18 protein-coding genes are annotated in these 20,048 nt (G+C 54.4%); 17 read left to right on the top strand and 1 reads right to left on the bottom strand.

Features of this window, described 5'->3' with window-relative positions; translation table 11 throughout:
* The first annotated feature begins 123 nt into the window (after positions 1–123).
* From serC to AC1Q6D_RS15105, 15 genes are all read left to right on the top strand, one after another.
* Positions 124–1,209 (top strand): 3-phosphoserine/phosphohydroxythreonine transaminase, encoded by a 1,086-nt coding sequence (gene serC / locus AC1Q6D_RS15175; RefSeq protein ID WP_103405720.1) that lies wholly within the window; start codon positions 124–126, stop codon positions 1,207–1,209.
* The gene (pheA, locus tag AC1Q6D_RS15170) at positions 1,209–2,303 is read left to right on the top strand and encodes a prephenate dehydratase (protein ID WP_047527090.1); all 1,095 of its coding nucleotides are present in this window, start codon (positions 1,209–1,211) and stop codon (positions 2,301–2,303) included. The genes serC and pheA overlap by 1 nt, the downstream gene beginning before the upstream one ends.
* 12 nt (positions 2,304–2,315) lie before the next feature.
* Entirely contained in the window at positions 2,316–3,428 is a 1,113-nt protein-coding gene (gene hisC, locus AC1Q6D_RS15165) for a histidinol-phosphate transaminase (RefSeq protein ID WP_103405719.1), read from the top strand.
* Between the two features lie 28 nt (positions 3,429–3,456).
* Positions 3,457–5,664, top strand: coding sequence for a bifunctional prephenate dehydrogenase/3-phosphoshikimate 1-carboxyvinyltransferase (locus AC1Q6D_RS15160; protein WP_047538394.1), 2,208 nt, complete (start codon positions 3,457–3,459; stop codon positions 5,662–5,664).
* On the top strand, positions 5,661–6,350 hold the full coding sequence (gene cmk, locus AC1Q6D_RS15155) for a (d)CMP kinase (RefSeq protein ID WP_047527093.1): 690 nt from the start codon (positions 5,661–5,663) through the stop codon (positions 6,348–6,350). Before AC1Q6D_RS15160 ends, cmk begins: the two co-directional genes overlap by 4 nt.
* Positions 6,351–6,469: 119 nt before the next feature.
* Positions 6,470–8,164, top strand: coding sequence for a 30S ribosomal protein S1 (rpsA, locus tag AC1Q6D_RS15150; RefSeq protein ID WP_047527094.1), 1,695 nt, complete (start codon positions 6,470–6,472; stop codon positions 8,162–8,164).
* 206 nt (positions 8,165–8,370) lie between these two features.
* On the top strand, positions 8,371–8,649 hold the full coding sequence (locus tag AC1Q6D_RS15145; RefSeq protein ID WP_103405718.1) for a hypothetical protein: 279 nt from the start codon (positions 8,371–8,373) through the stop codon (positions 8,647–8,649).
* 150 nt (positions 8,650–8,799) lie between these two features.
* Positions 8,800–9,096: an integration host factor subunit beta gene (gene ihfB / locus AC1Q6D_RS15140; RefSeq protein WP_033055808.1), complete on the top strand. Its 297-nt coding sequence runs from the start codon at positions 8,800–8,802 to the stop codon at positions 9,094–9,096.
* A gap of 27 nt (positions 9,097–9,123) precedes the next feature.
* Positions 9,124–9,354: a LapA family protein gene (locus AC1Q6D_RS15135; protein WP_103405717.1), complete on the top strand. Its 231-nt coding sequence runs from the start codon at positions 9,124–9,126 to the stop codon at positions 9,352–9,354.
* A 235-nt stretch (positions 9,355–9,589) separates the two neighbouring features.
* Positions 9,590–10,666 (top strand): dTDP-glucose 4,6-dehydratase, encoded by a 1,077-nt coding sequence (gene rfbB, locus AC1Q6D_RS15130; RefSeq protein WP_047527097.1) that lies wholly within the window; start codon positions 9,590–9,592, stop codon positions 10,664–10,666.
* A complete protein-coding gene (gene rfbD, locus AC1Q6D_RS15125; protein ID WP_103405716.1) occupies positions 10,663–11,556 on the top strand; it encodes a dTDP-4-dehydrorhamnose reductase in 894 nt (297 codons plus the stop codon). Before rfbB ends, rfbD begins: the two co-directional genes overlap by 4 nt.
* The gene (rfbA, locus tag AC1Q6D_RS15120) at positions 11,553–12,443 is read left to right on the top strand and encodes a glucose-1-phosphate thymidylyltransferase RfbA (RefSeq protein WP_103405715.1); all 891 of its coding nucleotides are present in this window, start codon (positions 11,553–11,555) and stop codon (positions 12,441–12,443) included. Before rfbD ends, rfbA begins: the two co-directional genes overlap by 4 nt.
* A gap of 50 nt (positions 12,444–12,493) precedes the next feature.
* Entirely contained in the window at positions 12,494–13,417 is a 924-nt protein-coding gene (locus AC1Q6D_RS15115) for a glycosyltransferase (protein ID WP_103405714.1), read from the top strand.
* A complete protein-coding gene (locus tag AC1Q6D_RS15110; protein ID WP_103405713.1) occupies positions 13,414–14,376 on the top strand; it encodes a UDP-glucose 4-epimerase family protein in 963 nt (320 codons plus the stop codon). Before AC1Q6D_RS15115 ends, AC1Q6D_RS15110 begins: the two co-directional genes overlap by 4 nt.
* A complete protein-coding gene (locus AC1Q6D_RS15105) occupies positions 14,373–15,383 on the top strand; it encodes an MraY family glycosyltransferase (RefSeq protein ID WP_492618474.1) in 1,011 nt (336 codons plus the stop codon). The genes AC1Q6D_RS15110 and AC1Q6D_RS15105 overlap by 4 nt, the downstream gene beginning before the upstream one ends.
* A gap of 66 nt (positions 15,384–15,449) precedes the next feature.
* Here the strand turns inward: AC1Q6D_RS15105 and AC1Q6D_RS15100 are convergent, their stop codons facing one another.
* Positions 15,450–16,430 (bottom strand): glycosyltransferase family 2 protein, encoded by a 981-nt coding sequence (locus AC1Q6D_RS15100; protein WP_081998001.1) that lies wholly within the window; start codon positions 16,428–16,430, stop codon positions 15,450–15,452.
* 300 nt (positions 16,431–16,730) lie between these two features.
* Between AC1Q6D_RS15100 and AC1Q6D_RS15095 the strand changes: the two genes are divergently transcribed.
* Both AC1Q6D_RS15095 and AC1Q6D_RS15090 read left to right on the top strand, forming a co-directional pair.
* A complete protein-coding gene (locus AC1Q6D_RS15095; RefSeq protein WP_103405287.1) occupies positions 16,731–18,725 on the top strand; it encodes a polysaccharide biosynthesis protein in 1,995 nt (664 codons plus the stop codon).
* 222 nt (positions 18,726–18,947) lie between these two features.
* Positions 18,948–20,030 carry a DegT/DnrJ/EryC1/StrS family aminotransferase gene (locus AC1Q6D_RS15090; protein ID WP_103405341.1) on the top strand — a complete coding sequence of 361 codons (1,083 nt, stop codon included), beginning with the start codon at positions 18,948–18,950 and terminating at the stop codon, positions 20,028–20,030.
* Positions 20,031–20,048: the final 18 nt, after the last annotated feature.

The following is a 20,048-nucleotide window of genomic DNA, read 5'->3' as shown; positions in this document are numbered from 1 at the left end:
GAAGTATCGCGGTGATGCAATCGCGAACAGGCTCGCTCCCACACATCTGTTTCAGCAGGGACCCGGTGTTGGCTGACAATGTGATTTATTGCGTGATACCACCAAATCAGAGCGAGATTGGATGTGAGCAAGAGAGCCTATAACTTCTGTGCCGGTCCTGCGGCGCTTCCCGAAGCTGTCCTGCAGCGCGCCCAGGGTGAACTTCTCGATTGGCACGGCAAGGGCCTGTCGGTCATGGAGATGAGTCATCGCAGTGATGAGTTCGTGTCCATTGCCACCAAAGCCGAGCAGGATCTGCGTGATCTGCTGGATATCCCCTCGAACTATAAAGTGCTGTTTCTGCAAGGTGGCGCCAGCCAGCAATTTGCTCAGATTCCTCTGAACCTGTTGCCGGAAAGCGGCTCTGCCGACTATATCGATACCGGTATCTGGTCGCAGAAAGCCATCGAAGAAGCTTCGCGCTACGGCCACGTCAATGTTGCCGCTACCGCCAAGCCTTACGACTATTTCGCCATTCCCGGGCAGAACGAGTGGAAGCTGTCGAAAGACGCGGCCTACGTTCACTACGCGCCGAACGAAACCATTGGCGGTCTGGAGTTCCAGTGGGTTCCGGAAACCGGTGATGTTCCGCTGGTGGCCGACATGTCCTCGGACATTCTTTCCCGTCCGATCGACGTCTCGCGCTTCGGCATGATCTACGCCGGTGCCCAGAAAAACATCGGCCCGAGCGGCATCGTGGTGAACATCGTTCGCGAAGACCTGCTGGGTCGCGCCCGTTCCCTGTGCCCGACCATGCTCGACTACAAGGTCGCGGCTGATAACGGTTCGATGTACAACACCCCGCCAACCCTGGCCTGGTACCTGTCCGGCCTGGTGTTCGAGTGGCTGAAAGAGCAGGGCGGTGTCGAAGCCATCGGCAAGCTCAACGAAGTGAAGCAGCGCACGCTGTACGAGTTCATCGATGCCAGCGGCCTGTACAGCAACCCGATCAACAAGTCGGACCGTTCCTGGATGAACGTGCCGTTCCGCCTGGCGGACGACCGTCTCGACAAGCCGTTCCTGGCTGGCGCCGACGAGCGTGGTCTGTTGAACCTCAAGGGGCACCGCTCCGTGGGCGGCATGCGCGCCTCCATCTATAACGCCGTCGACATCAACGCGATCAATGCGCTGGTTTCGTACATGGCAGAGTTCGAGAAGGAACACGGCTAATGTCTGAGCAAGAACTCAAGGCACTGCGCCTGCGCATTGATGCCCTGGACGAAAAGGTCCTGGAGTTGATCAGTGAGCGTGCGCGCTGCGCCCAGGAAGTCGCGCGAGTAAAGATGGCCTCGCTGGCCGAAGGCGAAGTGCCGGTGTTCTATCGTCCTGAGCGCGAAGCTCAGGTGCTCAAGCGTGTCATGGAGCGTAACCAGGGGCCGCTGGGTAACGAAGAGATGGCGCGGTTGTTCCGCGAAATCATGTCTTCGTGCCTGGCCCTCGAGCAGCCGCTGAAAGTGGCCTATCTCGGCCCTGAAGGTACCTTCACCCAGGCGGCCGCCATGAAGCACTTCGGCCATGCCGTGATCAGCAAGCCGATGGCGGCGATCGATGAAGTGTTCCGGGAAGTGGCGGCCGGTGCGGTGAACTTTGGCGTGGTCCCGGTGGAGAACTCCACCGAAGGCGCGGTCAACCACACGCTGGACAGCTTCCTTGAACACGACATGGTGATCTGCGGCGAAGTCGAGCTGCGCATCCACCATCACCTGTTGGTCGGTGAGAACACCAAGACCGACAGCATCAGTCGCATCTACTCCCACGCTCAGTCCCTGGCCCAGTGCCGCAAGTGGCTGGACGCCCATTACCCGAATGTCGAACGCGTGGCGGTGTCCAGCAACGCCGAGGCGGCCAAGCGGGTCAAGGGCGAGTGGAACTCGGCGGCGATTGCCGGTGACATGGCGGCCGGCCTGTATGGGCTGACCCGACTGGCCGAGAAAATCGAAGACCGTCCGGATAACTCCACGCGGTTCCTCATGATCGGCAACCAGGAAGTGCCGCCGACTGGCGACGACAAGACCTCGATCATCGTCTCCATGAGCAACAAGCCTGGCGCACTTCACGAGTTGCTGGTGCCATTCCACGACAATGGCATCGACCTGACGCGAATCGAGACCCGTCCGTCGCGCAGTGGCAAATGGACCTATGTGTTCTTCATCGACTTCGTCGGCCACCACCGTGATCCGCTGATCAAAGGTGTGCTGGAAAAGATCAGTCAGGAAGCAGTGGCACTCAAAGTGCTGGGTTCCTACCCGAAAGCAGTTCTCTAAGGGCGGTAGCAAATGAGTGGTGATTTCCTAGCTCTGGCGCAGCCGGGCGTGCAACAACTTTCGCCTTACGTTCCGGGCAAGCCCGTGGACGAACTGGCGCGCGAGCTGGACCTCGATCCGGCCAGTATCGTCAAACTGGCAAGCAACGAAAACCCGCTGGGCGCCAGCCCCAAGGCGCTGGCAGCCATCCGCGATGCGCTCGCGGAGCTGACCCGCTACCCGGACGGCAACGGTTTCGCGCTCAAGACCCTGCTGGCCGAGCAGTGCCGCGTCGAGCTGAGTCAAGTGACCCTGGGCAACGGCTCCAATGACATTCTGGAGCTGGTCGCGCGCGCTTACCTGGCGCCGGGCCTGAATGCGGTGTTCAGCGAGCACGCGTTTGCGGTCTATCCGATCGTGACCCAGGCTGTCGGCGCCCAGGCCAAAGTGATTCCGGCCAAAGACTGGGGGCATGATCTGCCGGCCATGTTGGCAGCGATCGACGCCAACACCCGCGTGGTGTTCATCGCCAACCCGAACAACCCGACCGGAACCTGGTTCGACACCGAAGCGCTGGACGAATTCCTGCAGGACGTGCCGGAACACGTGCTGGTCGTGCTGGACGAGGCCTACATCGAGTACGCCGAAGGCAGCGATCTGCCGGACGGCCTGGATTTCCTGGCGGCTTACCCGAACCTGCTGGTTTCGCGGACTTTTTCCAAGGCCTATGGCCTGGCGGCGCTGCGCGTAGGTTATGGCTTGTCCACCGCGGTGGTCGCCGATGTGCTGAACCGTGTGCGCCAGCCGTTCAACGTCAACAGCCTGGCTCTGGCTGCCGCTTGCGCCGCCCTGCAAGACACCGAATACCTGGCCGAAAGTCGTCGACTCAATGAGACCGGCATGCAGCAGCTGGAAGTGGGCTTCCGCGATCTGGGGCTGAGCTGGATTCCCTCCAAGGGCAATTTCATTTGTGTTGATCTCGGTCGAGTGGCGGCCCCGGTTTTCCAGGGGTTGCTGCGTGAAGGTGTGATCGTGCGTCCGGTGGCTAACTACGGCATGCCGAATCACTTGCGCGTCACCATCGGTCTGCCGGCTGAAAACAGCCGCTTCCTCGAGGCGCTGGCCAAGGTTCTGGCTCGTGGTTGATGTCACTGCACGGCCATCTGCTGAACCTGTGATCGGGCGCCTGGTGGTGGTCGGCCTGGGGTTGATCGGCGGTTCGTTTGCCAAGGGCTTGCGTGAAAGCGGCCTGTGCCGAGAAGTGGTCGGCGTCGATCTCGACCCACAATCGCGCAAGCTGGCGGTTGAGTTGGGTGTGGTGGATCGTTGCGAAGATGACCTGGCACTGGCCTGCCAGGGCGCGGACGTTATTCAGTTGGCGGTGCCGATCCTCGCCATGGAAAAACTGCTCGCCCGACTGGCTGAGATGAAGCTGGGGTCGGCGATCCTGACCGACGTCGGCAGCGCCAAGGGCAATGTGGTGCGAGCCGCGACCGAAGCATTTGGCGGTATGCCGCCGCGTTTCGTTCCGGGGCATCCGATAGCCGGTTCCGAGCAGAGCGGGGTGGAAGCCTCCAATGCCGAGCTGTTTCGACGCCACAAGGTGATTCTGACGCCGCTGGATCAGACCGATCCGGCAGCGTTGGCGGTGGTCGACCGTTTGTGGCGGGAATTGGGTGCCGATGTCGAGCACATGCAGGTCGAGCGCCACGACGAAGTGTTGGCGGCGACCAGTCATCTGCCGCATTTGCTGGCATTCGGTTTGGTCGACTCGTTAGCCAAGCGCAATGAAAATCTTGAGATCTTCCGCTACGCTGCGGGCGGTTTCCGCGATTTCACAAGAATCGCCGGGAGCGACCCGGTCATGTGGCACGACATCTTCCTCGCCAACCGGGAAGCTGTCCTGCGCACACTCGATACATTTCGCAGCGACCTCGACGCCTTGCGCGACGCGGTCGATGCAGGGGATGGGCACCAATTGTTGGGCGTATTCACTCGCGCCCGGGTTGCCCGCGAGCATTTCAGTAAAATCCTGGCCCGTCGGGCCTATGTGGACGCTATGAATTCCAACGATCTGATTTTCCTGGCTCAACCTGGTGGCCGCCTGTCCGGTCGGATTCGCGTACCAGGTGACAAATCGATTTCCCACCGTTCGATCATGCTGGGCTCCCTGGCCGAAGGCGTGACCGAAGTGGAAGGTTTCCTCGAGGGCGAAGACGCCCTGGCGACCCTTCAGGCTTTCCGTGACATGGGTGTCGTGATCGAGGGGCCGCACCACGGCCGCGTGACCATTCACGGCGTCGGCCTGCATGGTCTGAAGCCGGCGCCTGGTCCGATCTATCTGGGTAACTCCGGTACTTCGATGCGCCTGCTATCCGGCCTGCTGGCCGCGCAAGATTTCGACAGCACCCTGACCGGCGACGCCTCGCTGTCCAAGCGTCCGATGAATCGCGTGGCCAATCCGCTGCGTGAAATGGGCGCCGTGATCGAGACCGCCGCTGAAGGTCGCCCACCGATGATCATTCGTGGTGGTCACAAACTTAAAGGCCTGACTTACACCATGCCGATGGCCAGTGCTCAGGTGAAGTCCTGTCTGCTGCTGGCGGGTCTGTACGCAGAAGGCAAGACCACCGTTACCGAGCCTGCTCCGACCCGTGACCACACCGAGCGCATGCTGCGTGGTTTCGGCTATCCGGTGACCGTAAATGGCGCGACTGCATCGGTCGAATCCGGCAACAAGCTGACCGCCACCCACATCGAAGTACCCGGTGATATCTCGTCGTCGGCGTTTTTCCTGGTGGCGGCTTCGATCGCCGAAGGTTCCGAGCTGGTGCTCGAGCATGTCGGCATCAATCCGACCCGTACCGGCGTGATCGACATCCTGCGTTTGATGGGCGCCGACATCACCCTGGAAAACCAGCGTGAAGTGGGCGGCGAGCCAGTAGCTGACCTGCGCGTACGTGCAGCTAAACTCAAAGGTATCGAGATTCCGGAAGCGCTGGTTCCATTGGCCATCGACGAATTTCCGGTGCTCTTCGTGGCGGCCGCCTGCGCTGAAGGGCGCACCGTGCTGCGCGGCGCCGAAGAGCTACGGGTGAAGGAGTCGGACCGTATTCAGGTCATGGCCGATGGCTTGCTGGCGCTGGGTGTCAAATGCGAACCGACCCCGGACGGCATCATCATCGATGGCGGCCAGATCGGCGGCGGCGAAGTGCACGGTCACGGCGATCACCGGATTGCCATGGCCTTCAGTGTTGCCTCGCTGCGTGCCAGTGCGCCCATCCGCATCCATGATTGCGCCAACGTCGCGACGTCGTTCCCCAACTTCCTCGCGCTGTGTGCACAGGTCGGCATCCGCGTTGCCCAAGAGGCCCAGTCGTGAACAGCATTGCACCGGTCATCACCATTGATGGGCCTAGCGGCTCCGGAAAAGGCACCGTCGCTGGGATACTGGCCAAACGCCTTGGCTGGAATCTGCTGGATTCCGGTGCGTTGTACCGTTTGCTGGCCTTCGCTGCGCATAACCACGGCGTCGACCTGACTAATGAAGAATTGCTGAAAAAACTCGCCGCTCATCTGGATGTGCAATTCATTGCGGCGACCGACGGTCAGTTGCAGCGCATCATTCTGGAAGGTGACGAAGTCAGCGATGTGATCCGTACGGAGAGCGTCGGTTCCGGTGCCTCCCAGGTGGCTGCATTGCCCGCGGTTCGCGAAGCATTGTTGCAGCGCCAGCGCGCATTCCTGGAAGCGCCGGGTCTGGTGGCCGACGGTCGAGACATGGGTACGGTGGTATTTCCGGATGCACCGCTGAAGATTTTCCTGACCGCCAGTGCCGAGGAGCGTGCGCGCCGTCGATACTTGCAGTTGAAGGGCAAAGTCGATGGTGTTAGTCTGTCGAGTCTGCTAGATGAGATACGTGCACGCGATGAGCGTGACACCCAGCGAGCGGTAGCCCCGCTCAAGCCGGCGGCTGACGCCATTCAGCTGGATTCCACGGAATTGTCCATCGATCAGGTGCTGGAACGCATCATGAGCGAAATCGCCATTCGCGATATCGCCGGGTGACCAAGAAGGCCGCGGGGGACCAGTCATAGTCCTGCGGCGCTTCTTTTAAATGAAACTAACCCACATCGTCTGGGGTGTGGAGATGGGCGTATTCTTCGCCCTCATCAACAGGAATTAAAATGAGCGAAAGCTTTGCGGAACTCTTTGAAGAAAGCCTAAAAACCCTGAACCTTCAGGCAGGCTCCATCATCACCGGTGTTATCGTTGATATCGATTACCAAGCTCGCTGGGTAACCGTTCACGCTGGCCTGAAGTCTGAAGCACTCATCCCGCTTGAGCAGTTCTACAACGACGCTGGCGAACTGAACATCAACGTCGGTGACGAAGTTCACGTTGCTCTGGACTCGGTTGAAGACGGCTTTGGTGAAACCAAGCTGTCCCGTGAAAAAGCCAAGCGCGCTGAATGCTGGATTGTTCTGGAAGCAGCCTTCGCAGCCGAAGAAGTGGTCAAGGGCGTTATCAACGGTAAGGTTAAAGGCGGCTTCACAGTCGACGTTAACGGCATCCGTGCGTTCCTGCCAGGTTCTCTGGTTGACGTCCGTCCAGTGCGCGACACCACGCACCTGGAAGGCAAAGAGCTGGAATTCAAGGTCATCAAGCTGGACCAGAAGCGCAACAACGTTGTCGTTTCCCGTCGCAGCGTCCTCGAAGCCGAGAACTCCGCCGAGCGTGAAGCTCTGCTGGAATCCCTGCAGGAAGGCCAGCAAGTCAAAGGTATCGTCAAGAACCTCACCGACTACGGCGCATTCGTCGATCTGGGTGGCGTCGATGGCCTGCTGCACATTACCGACATGGCTTGGAAGCGTATCAAGCATCCTTCCGAAATCGTCAACGTTGGCGACGAGATCGATGTCAAGGTTCTGAAATACGATCGCGAGCGCAATCGTGTTTCCCTGGGCCTCAAGCAACTGGGCGAAGATCCATGGGTTGCTATCAAAGCCCGTTACCCAGAAAGCACTCGCGTCACCGCTCGTGTAACCAACCTGACCGACTACGGCTGCTTCGCTGAGCTGGAAGAAGGCGTTGAAGGTCTGGTACACGTTTCCGAAATGGACTGGACCAACAAGAACATCCACCCTTCGAAAGTCGTACAAGTCGGCGACGAAGTGGAAGTTATGGTTCTGGACATCGACGAAGAGCGTCGTCGTATCTCCCTGGGCATCAAGCAGTGCAAATCTAACCCATGGGAAGATTTCTCTGGCCAGTTCAACAAGGGCGATAAAATCTCCGGCACCATCAAGTCGATCACCGATTTCGGTATCTTCATTGGTCTGGACGGCGGCATCGACGGCCTGGTTCACCTGTCCGACATCTCCTGGAACGAAGTGGGCGAAGAAGCCGTACGCCGCTTCAAGAAAGGCGACGAGCTGGACACCGTTATCCTGTCGGTTGATCCAGAGCGCGAGCGCATCTCCCTGGGTATCAAGCAGCTGGAAAGCGATCCGTTCTCCGAGTACGTTCAAGAGAACGACAAAGGCGCAATCGTTAAGGGCATCGTGAAAGAAGTTGACGCCAAGGGCGCCATCATCACTCTGGCCGACGATATCGAAGCGACTCTGAAAGCCTCCGAAATCAGCCGTGACCGCGTTGAAGACGCGCGCAACGTTCTGAAAGAAGGCGAAGAAGTAGAAGCCAAGATCATCAGCGTTGATCGTAAGAGCCGCGTAATCCAGCTCTCGATCAAGTCGAAAGACGTTGAAGACGAGAAAGAAGCTATCCAGAGCCTGCGCGACAAGCCAGTAGCTACGGATGCTCCAGTAGCCACCACTCTGGGTGACCTGCTGCGTGCTGCACAAGCGGAAAAACAGAACTAAGTTCTGACTTTCTGTAAAAAAAGGGCGACTTCGGTCGCCCTTTTTTGTGCCTGGAATTTAACAGGAGTGATGGCGGTGTGGGTCGGGGGGAAACCAATGTGGCCAACAGCTGTCTCTTTCTTTAATCGGATCAATCGTTTATTTGCAGCTAGTCTTTAGACTGAGTCGAACGACAGTCGGGCAGAGTGCCCGGCATAAGGAAGTGAATGAACAAGCTTATTGTCGCAATAGCAATTCTGACATTGGCGGGTTGTACGACTAACGCCAAGACTCACGCTGTGCGTGGGGTCAGTGGTATTGAGATTGATTGTTCGGGATTGGGCTCGGGGTGGGACAAGTGTCATAAGCGAGCGGCCAAGGAGTGCAAGGCAGCAGGCTATAAGGTTGTGGCCAGGTCCGATGATGTCAAGGAAGAAGATGAGTTTCCCTTTGGCTTCAATCCGGCGGGTTATCTGACTCGCACCATGCTGGTCATCTGCAGATGAGCGTGCGACGGCGTGTAAGTGTGGCAATGCCCTGAAATCGGGAATTTGTAGTGGGTGAGGGGATGTTAAAACTCGGACTGTTCAAAATCATCCGGGCGTGCTAAAACCTTTGAAGCGCTGATCTAGCTGCTTGAAAAAGAAGGGAAAAATATGACGAAGTCGGAGTTGATCGAACGAATTGTCACCCATCAAGGGCTGCTCTCATCAAAAGATGTGGAGCTGGCTATCAAGACCATGCTTGAGCAAATGTCCCAATGTCTGGCCACGGGGGATCGTATCGAGATCCGTGGTTTTGGCAGCTTCTCCCTGCACTACCGTGCGCCGCGTGTGGGTCGCAATCCAAAAACCGGTCAGTCCGTCAGCCTCGACGGCAAGTTCGTTCCGCATTTCAAGCCGGGAAAAGAATTGCGTGATCGTGTAAACGAGGATGAAGAGGAAGTCCTTTGACTGTCGTCGCTCCTCAAGGAGTCGCTCATGCGTAATTTAAAAAGAGTGCTTCTTGGTATCTTCATACTGTTGCTGGTGCTGGCGATCCTGGCCTTCGTACTCGAAAACCAGCAGTCGGTGTCACTGCTGTTTCTAGGCTGGGCCGGGCCGGAGTTGCCGGTCTCTCTGATGATGGTTCTCGCGCTATTGATCGGCATGGTAGTCGGCCCGCTGCTAAGCTGGTTCCTAGGGCGATCTTTCAGGGCTTCGCGCAAGTGACTTGTCTGATTGCGACGAGCAGGAGATAACTGTCGAATTTGCGCCACTGCTTGTCTATATCCATTAGTAAACCGTTCATTAAACTGTAAAATGCTCGCCTTGTTCGATAATGGCATTTTCCAACGTCAAGTCGGAACAGTGCTAACAGAGGCCTCAAGTTTTATGGCTTTTGTATTCATGGATTAGACAGTGTTCGGAAGGCGGCTCTGTCAGTAACTCAAAGGTATGGTCTCGCGTGAAAATTCTAGTAACCGGCGGTGCCGGATTTATCGGCTCGGCAGTCATTCGGCACATCATTTGCGGCACGTCTGATTCTGTCGTTAACGTCGATAAGCTGACTTATGCCGGTAATCTTGAGTCTTTGGCGGAAGTCAGCCAGAACTCACGTTACGTGTTCGAACGTGTCGACATCTGTGACCGTGATCAGATTGATCGCGTGCTGCGTGAACATCAACCGGATGCCATCATGCACCTGGCCGCAGAATCCCACGTTGATCGCTCGATATCCGGGCCGTCTGAATTTATCCAGACCAACATCATTGGCACCTACACCCTGTTGGAGGCGGCGCGCCAGTATTGGGCCTCGCTGGATGAAGTGCGCAAGGCCAGCTTCCGATTCCATCATATTTCGACTGATGAGGTTTACGGAGACCTTGACGGTCCGGAAGACCTTTTCACCGAAACAACCCCATATCAGCCAAGCTCACCCTATTCGGCCAGCAAGGCTAGCTCAGATCATTTGGTTCGCGCTTGGGCCCGCACTTATGGCCTGCCGACCCTGGTCACCAACTGTTCTAACAATTACGGGCCATGCCACTTTCCCGAGAAATTGATACCCCTGATCATTCTTAATGCATTGGAAGGCAAGCCATTGCCGGTTTATGGCAAGGGTAATCAGGTTCGCGACTGGCTCTACGTCGAAGATCATGCCCGGGCACTCTACAAGGTGGTGACTGAGGGTGTTGTCGGTGAGACTTACAATATCGGCGGCCATAACGAGAAACAGAACATCGAAGTAGTGCACACCCTTTGCGCGCTGCTAGACGAGCTGTGTCCTGACTCCGCTTATCGCCCCCATGCGAGTCTGATTACTTATGTTCAGGATCGTCCTGGGCACGACCAGCGTTACGCCATTGATGCCAGCAAAATTCAGCGTGAGCTGGGCTGGGCTCCTGAGGAAACCTTCGAAACCGGTATTCGCAAGACCGTCGAGTGGTACCTCAATAACGCTGAATGGGTCGCCCACGTGAAGAGCGGCAGCTATCAGCAGTGGATCGACCAAAATTACGCGGATCGCTCGAACAAGGCATGAAAATCCTTCTGCTGGGTAAGAATGGACAGGTAGGTTGGGAGCTGCAGCGCTCCCTCGAACCTTTAGGTGAGCTGATTGCACTGGATCGTGAGTCTGTTGACGGGTTGTGCGGCGACTTGTCCGATCTAGATGCTTTACGCGCGACGATCCGGCAGATCAAGCCTGATGTCATCGTCAACGCAGCGGCCTACACCGCAGTCGACAAGGCTGAATCAGACACCAAGCTGGCCTTCCTTGTGAATGGCCAGGCGGTCCAGATGCTTGCCGAAGAGGCAGCCGCTCTCAATGCCTGGCTGGTTCACTATTCAACCGACTACGTCTTCAGTGGTAGCGGTTCTGTGCCGTGGCTGGAGACGGATGCTGTCGGCCCGGTGAATCAGTACGGTGCGAGCAAGCTGGCAGGTGAGCGAGCAATCCATGCATCGGGCTGCAGGCATTTGATCTTCCGCACGAGCTGGGTCTACGGTGCGCGCGGCAACAACTTTGCCAAGACGATGCTGCGTCTGGCGAAAGACAGGGATACGCTGAATGTTATTGCAGATCAGATCGGAGCCCCGACAGGGGCTGATTTGATAGCTGATGTTACCGCTCTGGCTATTCGGCAGGCGCTGCAGCAGCCCGAACTTTCAGGTTTGTATCACCTGGCAGCCAGTGGTGAAGTGTCTTGGCACGGCTATGCAAGCCATGTGATTGCATTCGCCCAGGCCAATGGCGAGCAACTTGCCGTAACAGCAGTCAATCCAATCGACACGACTGCTTACCCGACACCTGCCCAACGACCGCTGAACTCGCGTCTAAATACTCAGAAGTTACGCGAAAATTTTTCTTTACACTTGCCGGATTGGCAAAGTGGTGTAAATCGAATGCTTAGGGAAGTTCTAAACAAATGACCACGACAAATCGTAAAGGCATCATCCTCGCTGGCGGTTCGGGTACACGCCTGCATCCGCTAACTCTGGGCGTCTCCAAACAGATGTTGCCGATCTACGATAAGCCGATGATTTTCTACCCGTTGTCGGTGCTGATGCTGGCGGGTATGCAGGAAATTCTGATCATTTCGACTCCTGAAGACTTGCCGTGTTTCCGTAAGCTGCTGGGCGATGGCAGTCAGTATGGGGTCAAGTTGACCTATGCCGAACAGCCCAGTCCGGACGGCCTCGCTCAGGCGTTTATCATTGGTGAGGAGTTTATTGGTAAGAATCCTTGTTGTTTGATCCTTGGTGACAACATTTTCTATGGTCAGCATTTTTCTGATAATTTGCGATCAGCCAGCACTCAACAGCATGGCGCTACTGTATTCGGCTACCACGTCTCCGATCCGGAGCGCTTTGGTGTTGTTGAATTCGACAAAACCGGTCGGGCGCTAAGTATTGAAGAGAAACCGCTGAAACCAAAATCCAACTATGCGGTGACCGGCCTGTACTTCTACGACAATGATGTTGTCGAGATTGCCAAAAACATCAAGCCTTCAGAGCGTGGTGAGTTGGAGATTACAGATGTCAATCGTGCTTACCTGGAGAAGAAAGCCCTCAATGTAGAAATGCTTGGGCGCGGGTTCGCGTGGCTGGACACCGGGACTCATGATTCTTTGCTGGAGGCCAGTCACTTCGTGCACACCATCGAGAAGCGCCAAGGATTGAAAGTCGCTTGCCTCGAAGAAATTGCGTACAACAATGGCTGGATTACAGCACAGCAGCTTGCCAGTCAGGCTGACGCATTGAAAAAGACCGGCTACGGCCAGTACCTGCAGAAACTGCTGGATTCACCTTCACGTTGATCAGGGAGCAATGCTCCCTTCCGTGATTATTAGTTGCAAGCAGGAATGGCATGCCATTAAAACAACCCAAGGTTGCAGTTTTGCTGGCTGCCTACAACGGTATGCAGTGGATCGAAGAGCAGTTGGCTTCGATCCTCTGCCAGTCTGGCGTAGACGTCAGTATCCATATCAGCATCGATACCTCCAACGATGGTACTGAGGCGTGGTGCGAGTCTTTCGCGGCCCTACACTCAAATGTAACCGTGCTACCGGCGGTGGGGCGTTTTGGTGGTGCTTCCCGGAATTTTTTTCGTTTGATGCGCGACGTAAGCTTTGAAGTTTATGACTTCATTGCGTTCGCTGACCAAGATGACGTGTGGCATTCGGATAAGCTGAAGAGAGCAACCGAAATGTTATGCGGACAAGATGTTGATGCCTACTCCAGTAATGTGACGGCATTCTGGTCGGACGGAAGAACGCACCTTCTTGATAAAGCTCAGGCTCAGGTTGAGTGGGACTATTTGTTTGAGGCGGCGGGGCCAGGTTGCACATATGTCTTTAGCCATCATTTGGCTGAAGTGTTAAAGACCTCGATTGTTGAAAACTGGCAGGCTGTTCAGGATGTCAGTTTGCATGATTGGTACTGCTATGCTTTTTCGCGCAGTCATGGCTATAAATGGCTAATCGATCCTTATTCCTCAATGCAGTACCGGCAACACGAGCGGAATCAGGTTGGGGCCAATACAGGCCTCAATCCGCTGATTGCTCGTTATAAAACTATTCACGATGGTTGGTGGTTCTCCCAAGTCAAGTTGATAGCGAGTCTTGTGGGAGTGTCAGAGGTGCTATTTGTTAGTCAGTGGTTCAAGTTAGGTCGAAAAGAGTTACTTGCGTTATCTTTAAATGCTTGTAAGTGTCGGCGCAGGTTTCGTGACAAGATATTTTTCTTTTTTATATGTTTGGCAACCGCTGTTATTGGAAGAAAAACAAAATGAGCGTCTCGCGAGTACTGGTGACGGGGGCGAGTGGGTTTGTCGGGGAGGCTGTTGTTTACAGGCTGCTTCTTGATCGCCGGTACACTCCAGTAGCCGCTTCACGTGGCAGAACGCGACTGGACGGCCTTTGTCAGGTCGTGCCCTTCGACTTGGGTGGGGCAGTCACGATCACTTCAATGATGGGTGTTGAGGTGGTTGTTCACGCCGCAGCTCGCGTTCATGTAATGAATGACGAGGCAGTTGATGCCCTTGCCGAGTTTCGACGTATCAATGTCGACGGTACTGTCAGGCTTGCACGAAGTGCTGCGGCTGCCGGAGTAAAGCGCTTCATTTTTATCAGCTCGATTAAAGTCAATGGTGAGTCAACAGAGCCAGGCAAACCGTTTGATGCGGATTTGAAACATCAGCCGATGGATCCTTACGGTATCTCGAAGATGGAGGCGGAGATAGCGCTGAGAGACATCGCTCGGGAGACAGGGATGGAGGTGGTCATTATTCGCCCGCCGCTTGTGTATGGACCAGGTGTCAAGGCGAACTTCCTGAGCATGATGCGCTGGCTCGACAGGGGAGTGGTGCTGCCCTTCGGGGCGATTGGTAATCGGCGAAGTCTGGTAGCAATTGGTAATCTTGTGGACCTGCTCGTCACTTGCATTGACCATCCTGCGGCGGCCGGGCAAACCTTTCTTGTCAGTGATGACGCAGATATGTCCACCACCCAATTGCTCGAAAACATGGCAAATGCTCTTGGTAAAAAAGCACGGCTCTTGCCGTTGCCGGTGTGGCTGCTGAAGGCTGTGGCGTCATGTTTTGGAAAGCAAGGTGTTGCCCAGCGCCTGTGTGCCTCGTTGCAAGTCGATATCAGTAAAACCAGGCATGTACTCGGCTGGGTTCCGCCTGTCTCTGTCGAGAAGGCGCTCCGCCAAACTGCAGATTATTACCGGGATTTAAAAAACAGATGATTGTCTGGTGGTTGTTGGGTGTAGTTTTTGCGATCTCCTGTGGGTTGACCCTGGTACTGCGTCGTTACGCATTGGCCAAAAGCCTGATGGATATCCCGAATGAACGGAGTTCTCATTCTGTGCCAACCCCCCGGGGCGGGGGCGTCGCCATTGTCGCGGCCTGTTCGGTGGCACTCCCTGTGTTGGGTGGGATGGGGTACTTGGAAGGCGCGTCGTTACTGGGTGTGCTGGGTGGCGGGCTGCTTGTCGCAATCATTGGTTTCGCGGACGATCACGGGCATATCGACGCCAAGTGGCGGCTCCTCGGTCACTTCATAGCCGCAGCTTGGGCGTTGTACTGGCTCAACGGCCTTGCACCCATCCAATTGTTTGGTGAAAGAGTCGATCTGTCGGTGATAGGTAGCGTACTGGCCGCGTTCTATCTGGTTTGGATGCTCAATCTCTACAACTTTATGGATGGCATCGATGGTTTGGCGAGCGCGGAGGCCATCAGTGCGTGTTTGGGGATGTGTCTGGTTTACTGGTGGTTTGATGCTACAAGCCTGATATGGGGACCGCTGGTCCTGATCGGGGCGGTTGCAGGTTTCTTGTGCTGGAACTTTCCTCCAGCGCGAATCTTCATGGGGGACGCCGGCAGTGGTTTCCTGGGATTCATTCTGGGTGCATTAGCGTTAGAGTCTGCCTGGGTTCGACCTGAGTTCTTTTGGTGCTGGATAATACTTCTTGGTGTTTTCATCGTAGATGCGACCTGGACTCTGATGAGGAGGCTGCTTCGTGGCGAAAAGGTATATCAGGCTCATAGGAGTCACGCCTATCAGCACGCCTCACGTCGATACCAAAGCCATCTGGTGGTAACTTCGCTTGTTGTATTGATAAACCTTGTTTGGTTGTTGCCGATTGCATTGCTGGTGGGGGCAGGTTGGCTTGGGGGCGGGGCGGGTTGTCTGATAGCGTTTGTTCCGCTGGCAATGCTGGCATGGAAGTTTGAGGCAGGAGTAGCAGGCTGACCAAGAGTCGCGAAAACTACTCCGAAAATGTTTTCTGATGGGTGTTTTATTGCGTTACGGATGTGTCTATATTTTATTGAGTATCGCGGCGGCAACCAGGCTGATGTTGCCTTTGAGTGTTTGCCGATGAACTCCACTTTTCTTCATCAGATAAAGCCTTGATAGCAACCCACTATTGCGGGCGGCTTCGAAGCGCTCAAGGGTACGTCTATTGTCTTCTGTGAGCTCCATTCGGATGGAATTCAGGACTATCAGGTTTTGAGTGCTCCACTCGCTGAAACGCCCGCTTAGCATTTTCAAGATACGATTGACCTGATTCTTGTAGGTTGCATTCGCTCCAATCAGGTTGCCCTCGTGCTGTCGATAAAGCAGTGTGGGGTTTTGATCAAAGACAACTTGGCCGCCACACCCGGTCACCAACAGATACGCAAGCCAGTCATGTGCTACGACCAAGGCGTCATCGGCGATACGGCACATTAGGTCGCGAGCCGCATTATTAATCATCATTGTATTGGCGCCTGCGATACTTTGAACCAATGAATTTTCAAAACAGGGACGCTTTTTGAATAATGGAGAAAATCCCAGTGGCGCAAGATCAGTGTTGACCAACTTTGTTCTTGAACAGTACAGGTGGGGCTTGCTGGTGGGGGTTTGAGGTATTTGAGCGATGCTGCGACTCAGTTTGTCTTCAAGCCAAATGTCGTCCTGATCGCTAAATGCGAAGTAGTCGGCGACAATTTCTCGATTTTTAATCAATGACAGAAAATTTTTTGCAAAGCCTTGGCGGGGGCCTTGCAATATGACGATTTTTTCATCGCCTAGTTGTTTCTTGTACTCTTCAAGAATCTCCAGTGTCGCGTCTGTCGACCCGTCATCCGAGACATGGATCGACCAGTTTTTATGAGTTTGATTAATGAATGATTCCAGTTGTTCCCTGAGAAATCGCTCTCCATTGTAAGTGCAAACAAGTATTGCGACTTTTTTGCTCTCTATCGAGTGCTCAGCTATCGCTGATGGGTCGGAGTCCAAGCGGAAGATATCCTTCATTTGTTCTACCATGATTGAAATCTCTCGCGCCTCGGTAAAGTAAAGCATCTACTCTAATAAATGAGAGGTGCGTACGATCTGAGGGATACGTGTTTAGGCAAGTCACAGTAATTAATGTGGGTGGGCTTTGCGCGAGTTTAACAGCAATGGCGGCTTGGTGGCGAGTGGCAGGGCAGGCGCTGCCAACTGCCCGTTTTTCGCCTGTCCGCCTTCCGTTCAGCGGTCGTATTTCGCCGAAAAAAAGAGCTACAATGAGGTTGTTAATAGCTTCAGGGAGCAGAACGGTGATCGAGCGAATCAATGGATAAATTACGTTCATTCCTTCTAGGGTTGCCACGCAGGCAGAAACGTCTGCTACAGGTTGGTACCGACGTTGTGCTGGTTTGGCTGGCACTCTGGCTAGCGTTCATCGTCCGGTTGGGCATTGACGACATGTACAACCCGATCCGGGTGCATGCGTGGCTTTTCGTTAGTGCGCCAATTGTCGCAATTCCACTTTTCATACGGATCGGAATGTACCGCGCGGTGATGCGGTATTTTGGAAATGATGCCCTCATTGTAATTGTGAAGGCTGTAAGCCTTTCGTCACTGATACTTGCTGTGGTTGTTTACTGGTACAGCAATCACGCCAGTGTGGTACCTCGTTCCATAATTTTCAATTACTGGTGGTTGAGTCTTGTGATTATTGGCGGATTGCGTCTGTGCATGCGCCAGTATTTCATGGGGGATTGGTTCTCGGCTGCCCAACACGTGCCCTTTACAAATCGTGATGATGGTTTAACTAAAGTTGCTGTTTATGGGGCGGGCGTTGCTGGTAATCAACTGGTCGCTGCTTTGCGCATGGGGCGGGTTATGCGGCCGGTCGCTTTTATTGATGATGATGCCAGCATTGCGGACCGGTCCATTTCCGGGCTTCAGGTTTATAAGCCAAAGCACATACAGCAAATGATTGATGTGACGGGGGCCCAGGAAATACTTCTCGCACTTCCTTCGTCAACGCGAGCGCGTCGTCGCGAAATTCTCAACTTCCTTGAAGGCTTTCCGCTGCATATCAGGAGTGTTCCAAATTTCACCGATCTGGCCAGCGGACGAGTGAAAGTGGACGATATTCAGGAGGTTGATATTGCTGATCTCCTGGGGCGTGATTCCGTCCCGGCTCGAGCGGATTTGCTGACCCATTGTATAAAAGGCAAGGTTGTAATGGTGACGGGGGCCGGTGGTTCGATCGGTTCAGAGCTTTGCCGTCAGATTTTTTCATTAGGCCCCACGGCGCTGTTGTTGTTCGATCATGGTGAATTCAACCTCTACAGTATTTTGTCTGAGCTCGAGCGTCGAATAGATCGTGAGTCCATCTCGATTCGCTTGCTTCCGATCCTGGGTTCTATCCGTCATCCTCATAAACTTCAGGATGTAATGAAGACCTGGAAAGTTGACACGGTTTATCACGCAGCGGCTTATAAACATGTACCGATGGTGGAACATAACATCGCCGAGGGCGTGCTTAATAACGTCATTGGAACCTTAAATACTGCGCAGGCGGCGCTGCAAACGGGGGTCTCGAATTTCGTTTTGATTTCCACCGACAAGGCGGTCCGCCCAACGAATGTGATGGGAAGTACAAAGCGCCTCGCGGAACTGATTTTGCAGGCATTGAGTCGTGAAGTCGCACCAGTGCTGTTTGGCGATAAAGGCAACATCTCGCGGGTGAATAAAACTCGTTTCACGATGGTGCGTTTTGGCAATGTGCTCGGCTCGTCAGGCTCCGTGATACCCCTGTTTCACAGTCAGATCAAGTCGGGTGGGCCCTTGACGGTCACTCATCCGAAGATCACTCGATACTTCATGACAATTCCCGAGGCAGCCCAATTGGTTATCCAGGCGGGCTCGATGGGGCAGGGGGGAGACGTTTTCGTTCTCGATATGGGTGAGCCGGTGAGGATTGTCGAACTGGCAGAGAAAATGATCCATTTGTCGGGATTGAGCGTTCGATCGGATAGAAGTCCTCAGGGAGACATCGCTATCGAGTTCACCGGTCTTCGTCCGGGTGAGAAGCTCTATGAGGAGTTACTGATAGGTGACAATGTTTCCGCCACTCCTCACCCAATGATCATGAGTGCGGATGAGGATCATGTGCCGTGGGATGTGCTGAAGACACGCCTGAGTGAGTTACTGGTTGCCGTAGAGGAAGATGACTACTCGCGCGTTCGCCAGCTTCTCAGGGAAACGGTGAGTGGCTACTCGCCCGACGGAGAGATTGTGGACTGGATTTATCAGCAGCGCAGCCTTGATCCCTGAGGCCTTTCGATCGTGCCAGGCAACGGGGTGGCGGTATGCTTCGATGGTATTTACGGCATCCTCGTCGGCGTTTAAGATGCCCTGTTTGCCTCGGAAATGGAGTCGATTTTCCAGCTGTCAGGGCTCACGGCTTGTTCGTTGGAGAGATATTCAGCTCTTCGTAGTATTGAAATACAATCATTTTTACAGAACTAAGTAGTCGTTTTGCTTGTCGGGGCGTTCATGAATATTACAGTTACGAAGCCGTTTATCCCTCCCTTTGGTGAGTTTCAGACTTATCTACAAGGGGTTTGGGAACGTGAATGGTTTACCAATAATGGGCCGTTGGTGAACGAGCTTGAATTAAAACTCAAGGAAAAGCTTAACGTTGATCATCTGCTGTTTCTCAGTAATGGTACGATCGCGCTTCAAATTGCAATTCGAGCGCTCGATTTGCAGGGTGAAATCATCACCACGCCGTTTAGTTATGTTGCTACTACTTCCAGTATCGTCTGGGAGCGTTGCGAACCTGTTATGGTTGATATTTGCCCAGATACTCTGAATATCGATCCGGAAAAGATTGAGCAAGCCATTACGTCGCGCACTTCCGCTATTTTGGCAACCCATGTATTCGGCAATCCATGTGATGTTGAAGCGATTGAAAAAATTGCACAAAAACATCAGTTGCGCGTTATTTATGATGCTGCTCACGCGTTCGGTACTCAATATAAGAAGCGCTCGCTATTGGCCTTTGGCGATATCGCGACCTGTAGTTTTCATGCCACCAAGCTTTTTCATACTATAGAAGGGGGCGCTGTAACCACGTCCAATCCTGAAATATTGAAAAAGATGGCAATGATGCGAAATTTTGGTCATTCGTCGCTCACAGAGTTCGGTGGGGTAGGCGTGAATGGCAAAAATTCCGAGGTGCATGCTGCCATGGGCTTGACGAATCTCAAGTATGTTGAAGAGATTCTTAAAGTTCGTAAAGAGTTGTGCGAGCACTACAAGTCCGAGCTCACGGATCTGCCTATTCGATTCCAGAAAATTGCCGAAAATACTGATTACAACCATTCATATTTTCCTGTCATATTCGATGATGAGAAGACGCTCCTGCACGTCATGGCTGAGCTGAATCTGAACAATATTTATCCTCGTCGTTATTTTTACCCTTCGCTTTCTGAATTGCCTTACGTCCACGAGCAACGCTCCCCAATCTCGGAAGATGTTTCACGGCGTATTATGTGCCTGCCGCTTTACCATACGCTATCGCGTGAAGAAATCGACATGGTATGCCGGATAATCAAGCGCTCGATTAGATATTGAATTGTATTGGTTTGCAGG

It is taken from the genome of Pseudomonas sp. MT92 (assembly GCF_058792515.1).
The sequence above is the reverse complement of the archived record's forward strand: the minus strand, read 5'-3'. Positions and strand labels throughout refer to the sequence as shown.

Excerpts from the sequence above, each read along its gene's own strand:
- pheA (WP_047527090.1), top strand. The coding sequence starts at position 1,209 with ATGTCTGAGCAAGAACTCAAGGCACTGCGCCTGCGCATTGATGCCCTG.
- hisC (WP_103405719.1), top strand. The coding sequence starts at position 2,316 with ATGAGTGGTGATTTCCTAGCTCTGGCGCAGCCGGGCGTGCAACAACTT.
- AC1Q6D_RS15110 (WP_103405713.1), top strand. The coding sequence starts at position 13,414 with ATGAGCGTCTCGCGAGTACTGGTGACGGGGGCGAGTGGGTTTGTCGGG.
- rpsA (WP_047527094.1), top strand. The coding sequence starts at position 6,470 with ATGAGCGAAAGCTTTGCGGAACTCTTTGAAGAAAGCCTAAAAACCCTG.
- rfbD (WP_103405716.1), top strand. The coding sequence starts at position 10,663 with ATGAAAATCCTTCTGCTGGGTAAGAATGGACAGGTAGGTTGGGAGCTG.
- AC1Q6D_RS15105 (WP_492618474.1), top strand. The coding sequence starts at position 14,373 with ATGATTGTCTGGTGGTTGTTGGGTGTAGTTTTTGCGATCTCCTGTGGG.
- AC1Q6D_RS15090 (WP_103405341.1), top strand. The coding sequence starts at position 18,948 with ATGAATATTACAGTTACGAAGCCGTTTATCCCTCCCTTTGGTGAGTTT.
- AC1Q6D_RS15135 (WP_103405717.1), top strand. The coding sequence starts at position 9,124 with ATGCGTAATTTAAAAAGAGTGCTTCTTGGTATCTTCATACTGTTGCTG.
- AC1Q6D_RS15095 (WP_103405287.1), top strand. The coding sequence starts at position 16,731 with ATGGATAAATTACGTTCATTCCTTCTAGGGTTGCCACGCAGGCAGAAA.
- AC1Q6D_RS15145 (WP_103405718.1), top strand. The coding sequence starts at position 8,371 with ATGAACAAGCTTATTGTCGCAATAGCAATTCTGACATTGGCGGGTTGT.
- AC1Q6D_RS15100 (WP_081998001.1), bottom strand. The coding sequence starts at position 16,430 with ATGAAGGATATCTTCCGCTTGGACTCCGACCCATCAGCGATAGCTGAG.
- AC1Q6D_RS15115 (WP_103405714.1), top strand. The coding sequence starts at position 12,494 with ATGCCATTAAAACAACCCAAGGTTGCAGTTTTGCTGGCTGCCTACAAC.
- rfbA (WP_103405715.1), top strand. The coding sequence starts at position 11,553 with ATGACCACGACAAATCGTAAAGGCATCATCCTCGCTGGCGGTTCGGGT.
- ihfB (WP_033055808.1), top strand. The coding sequence starts at position 8,800 with ATGACGAAGTCGGAGTTGATCGAACGAATTGTCACCCATCAAGGGCTG.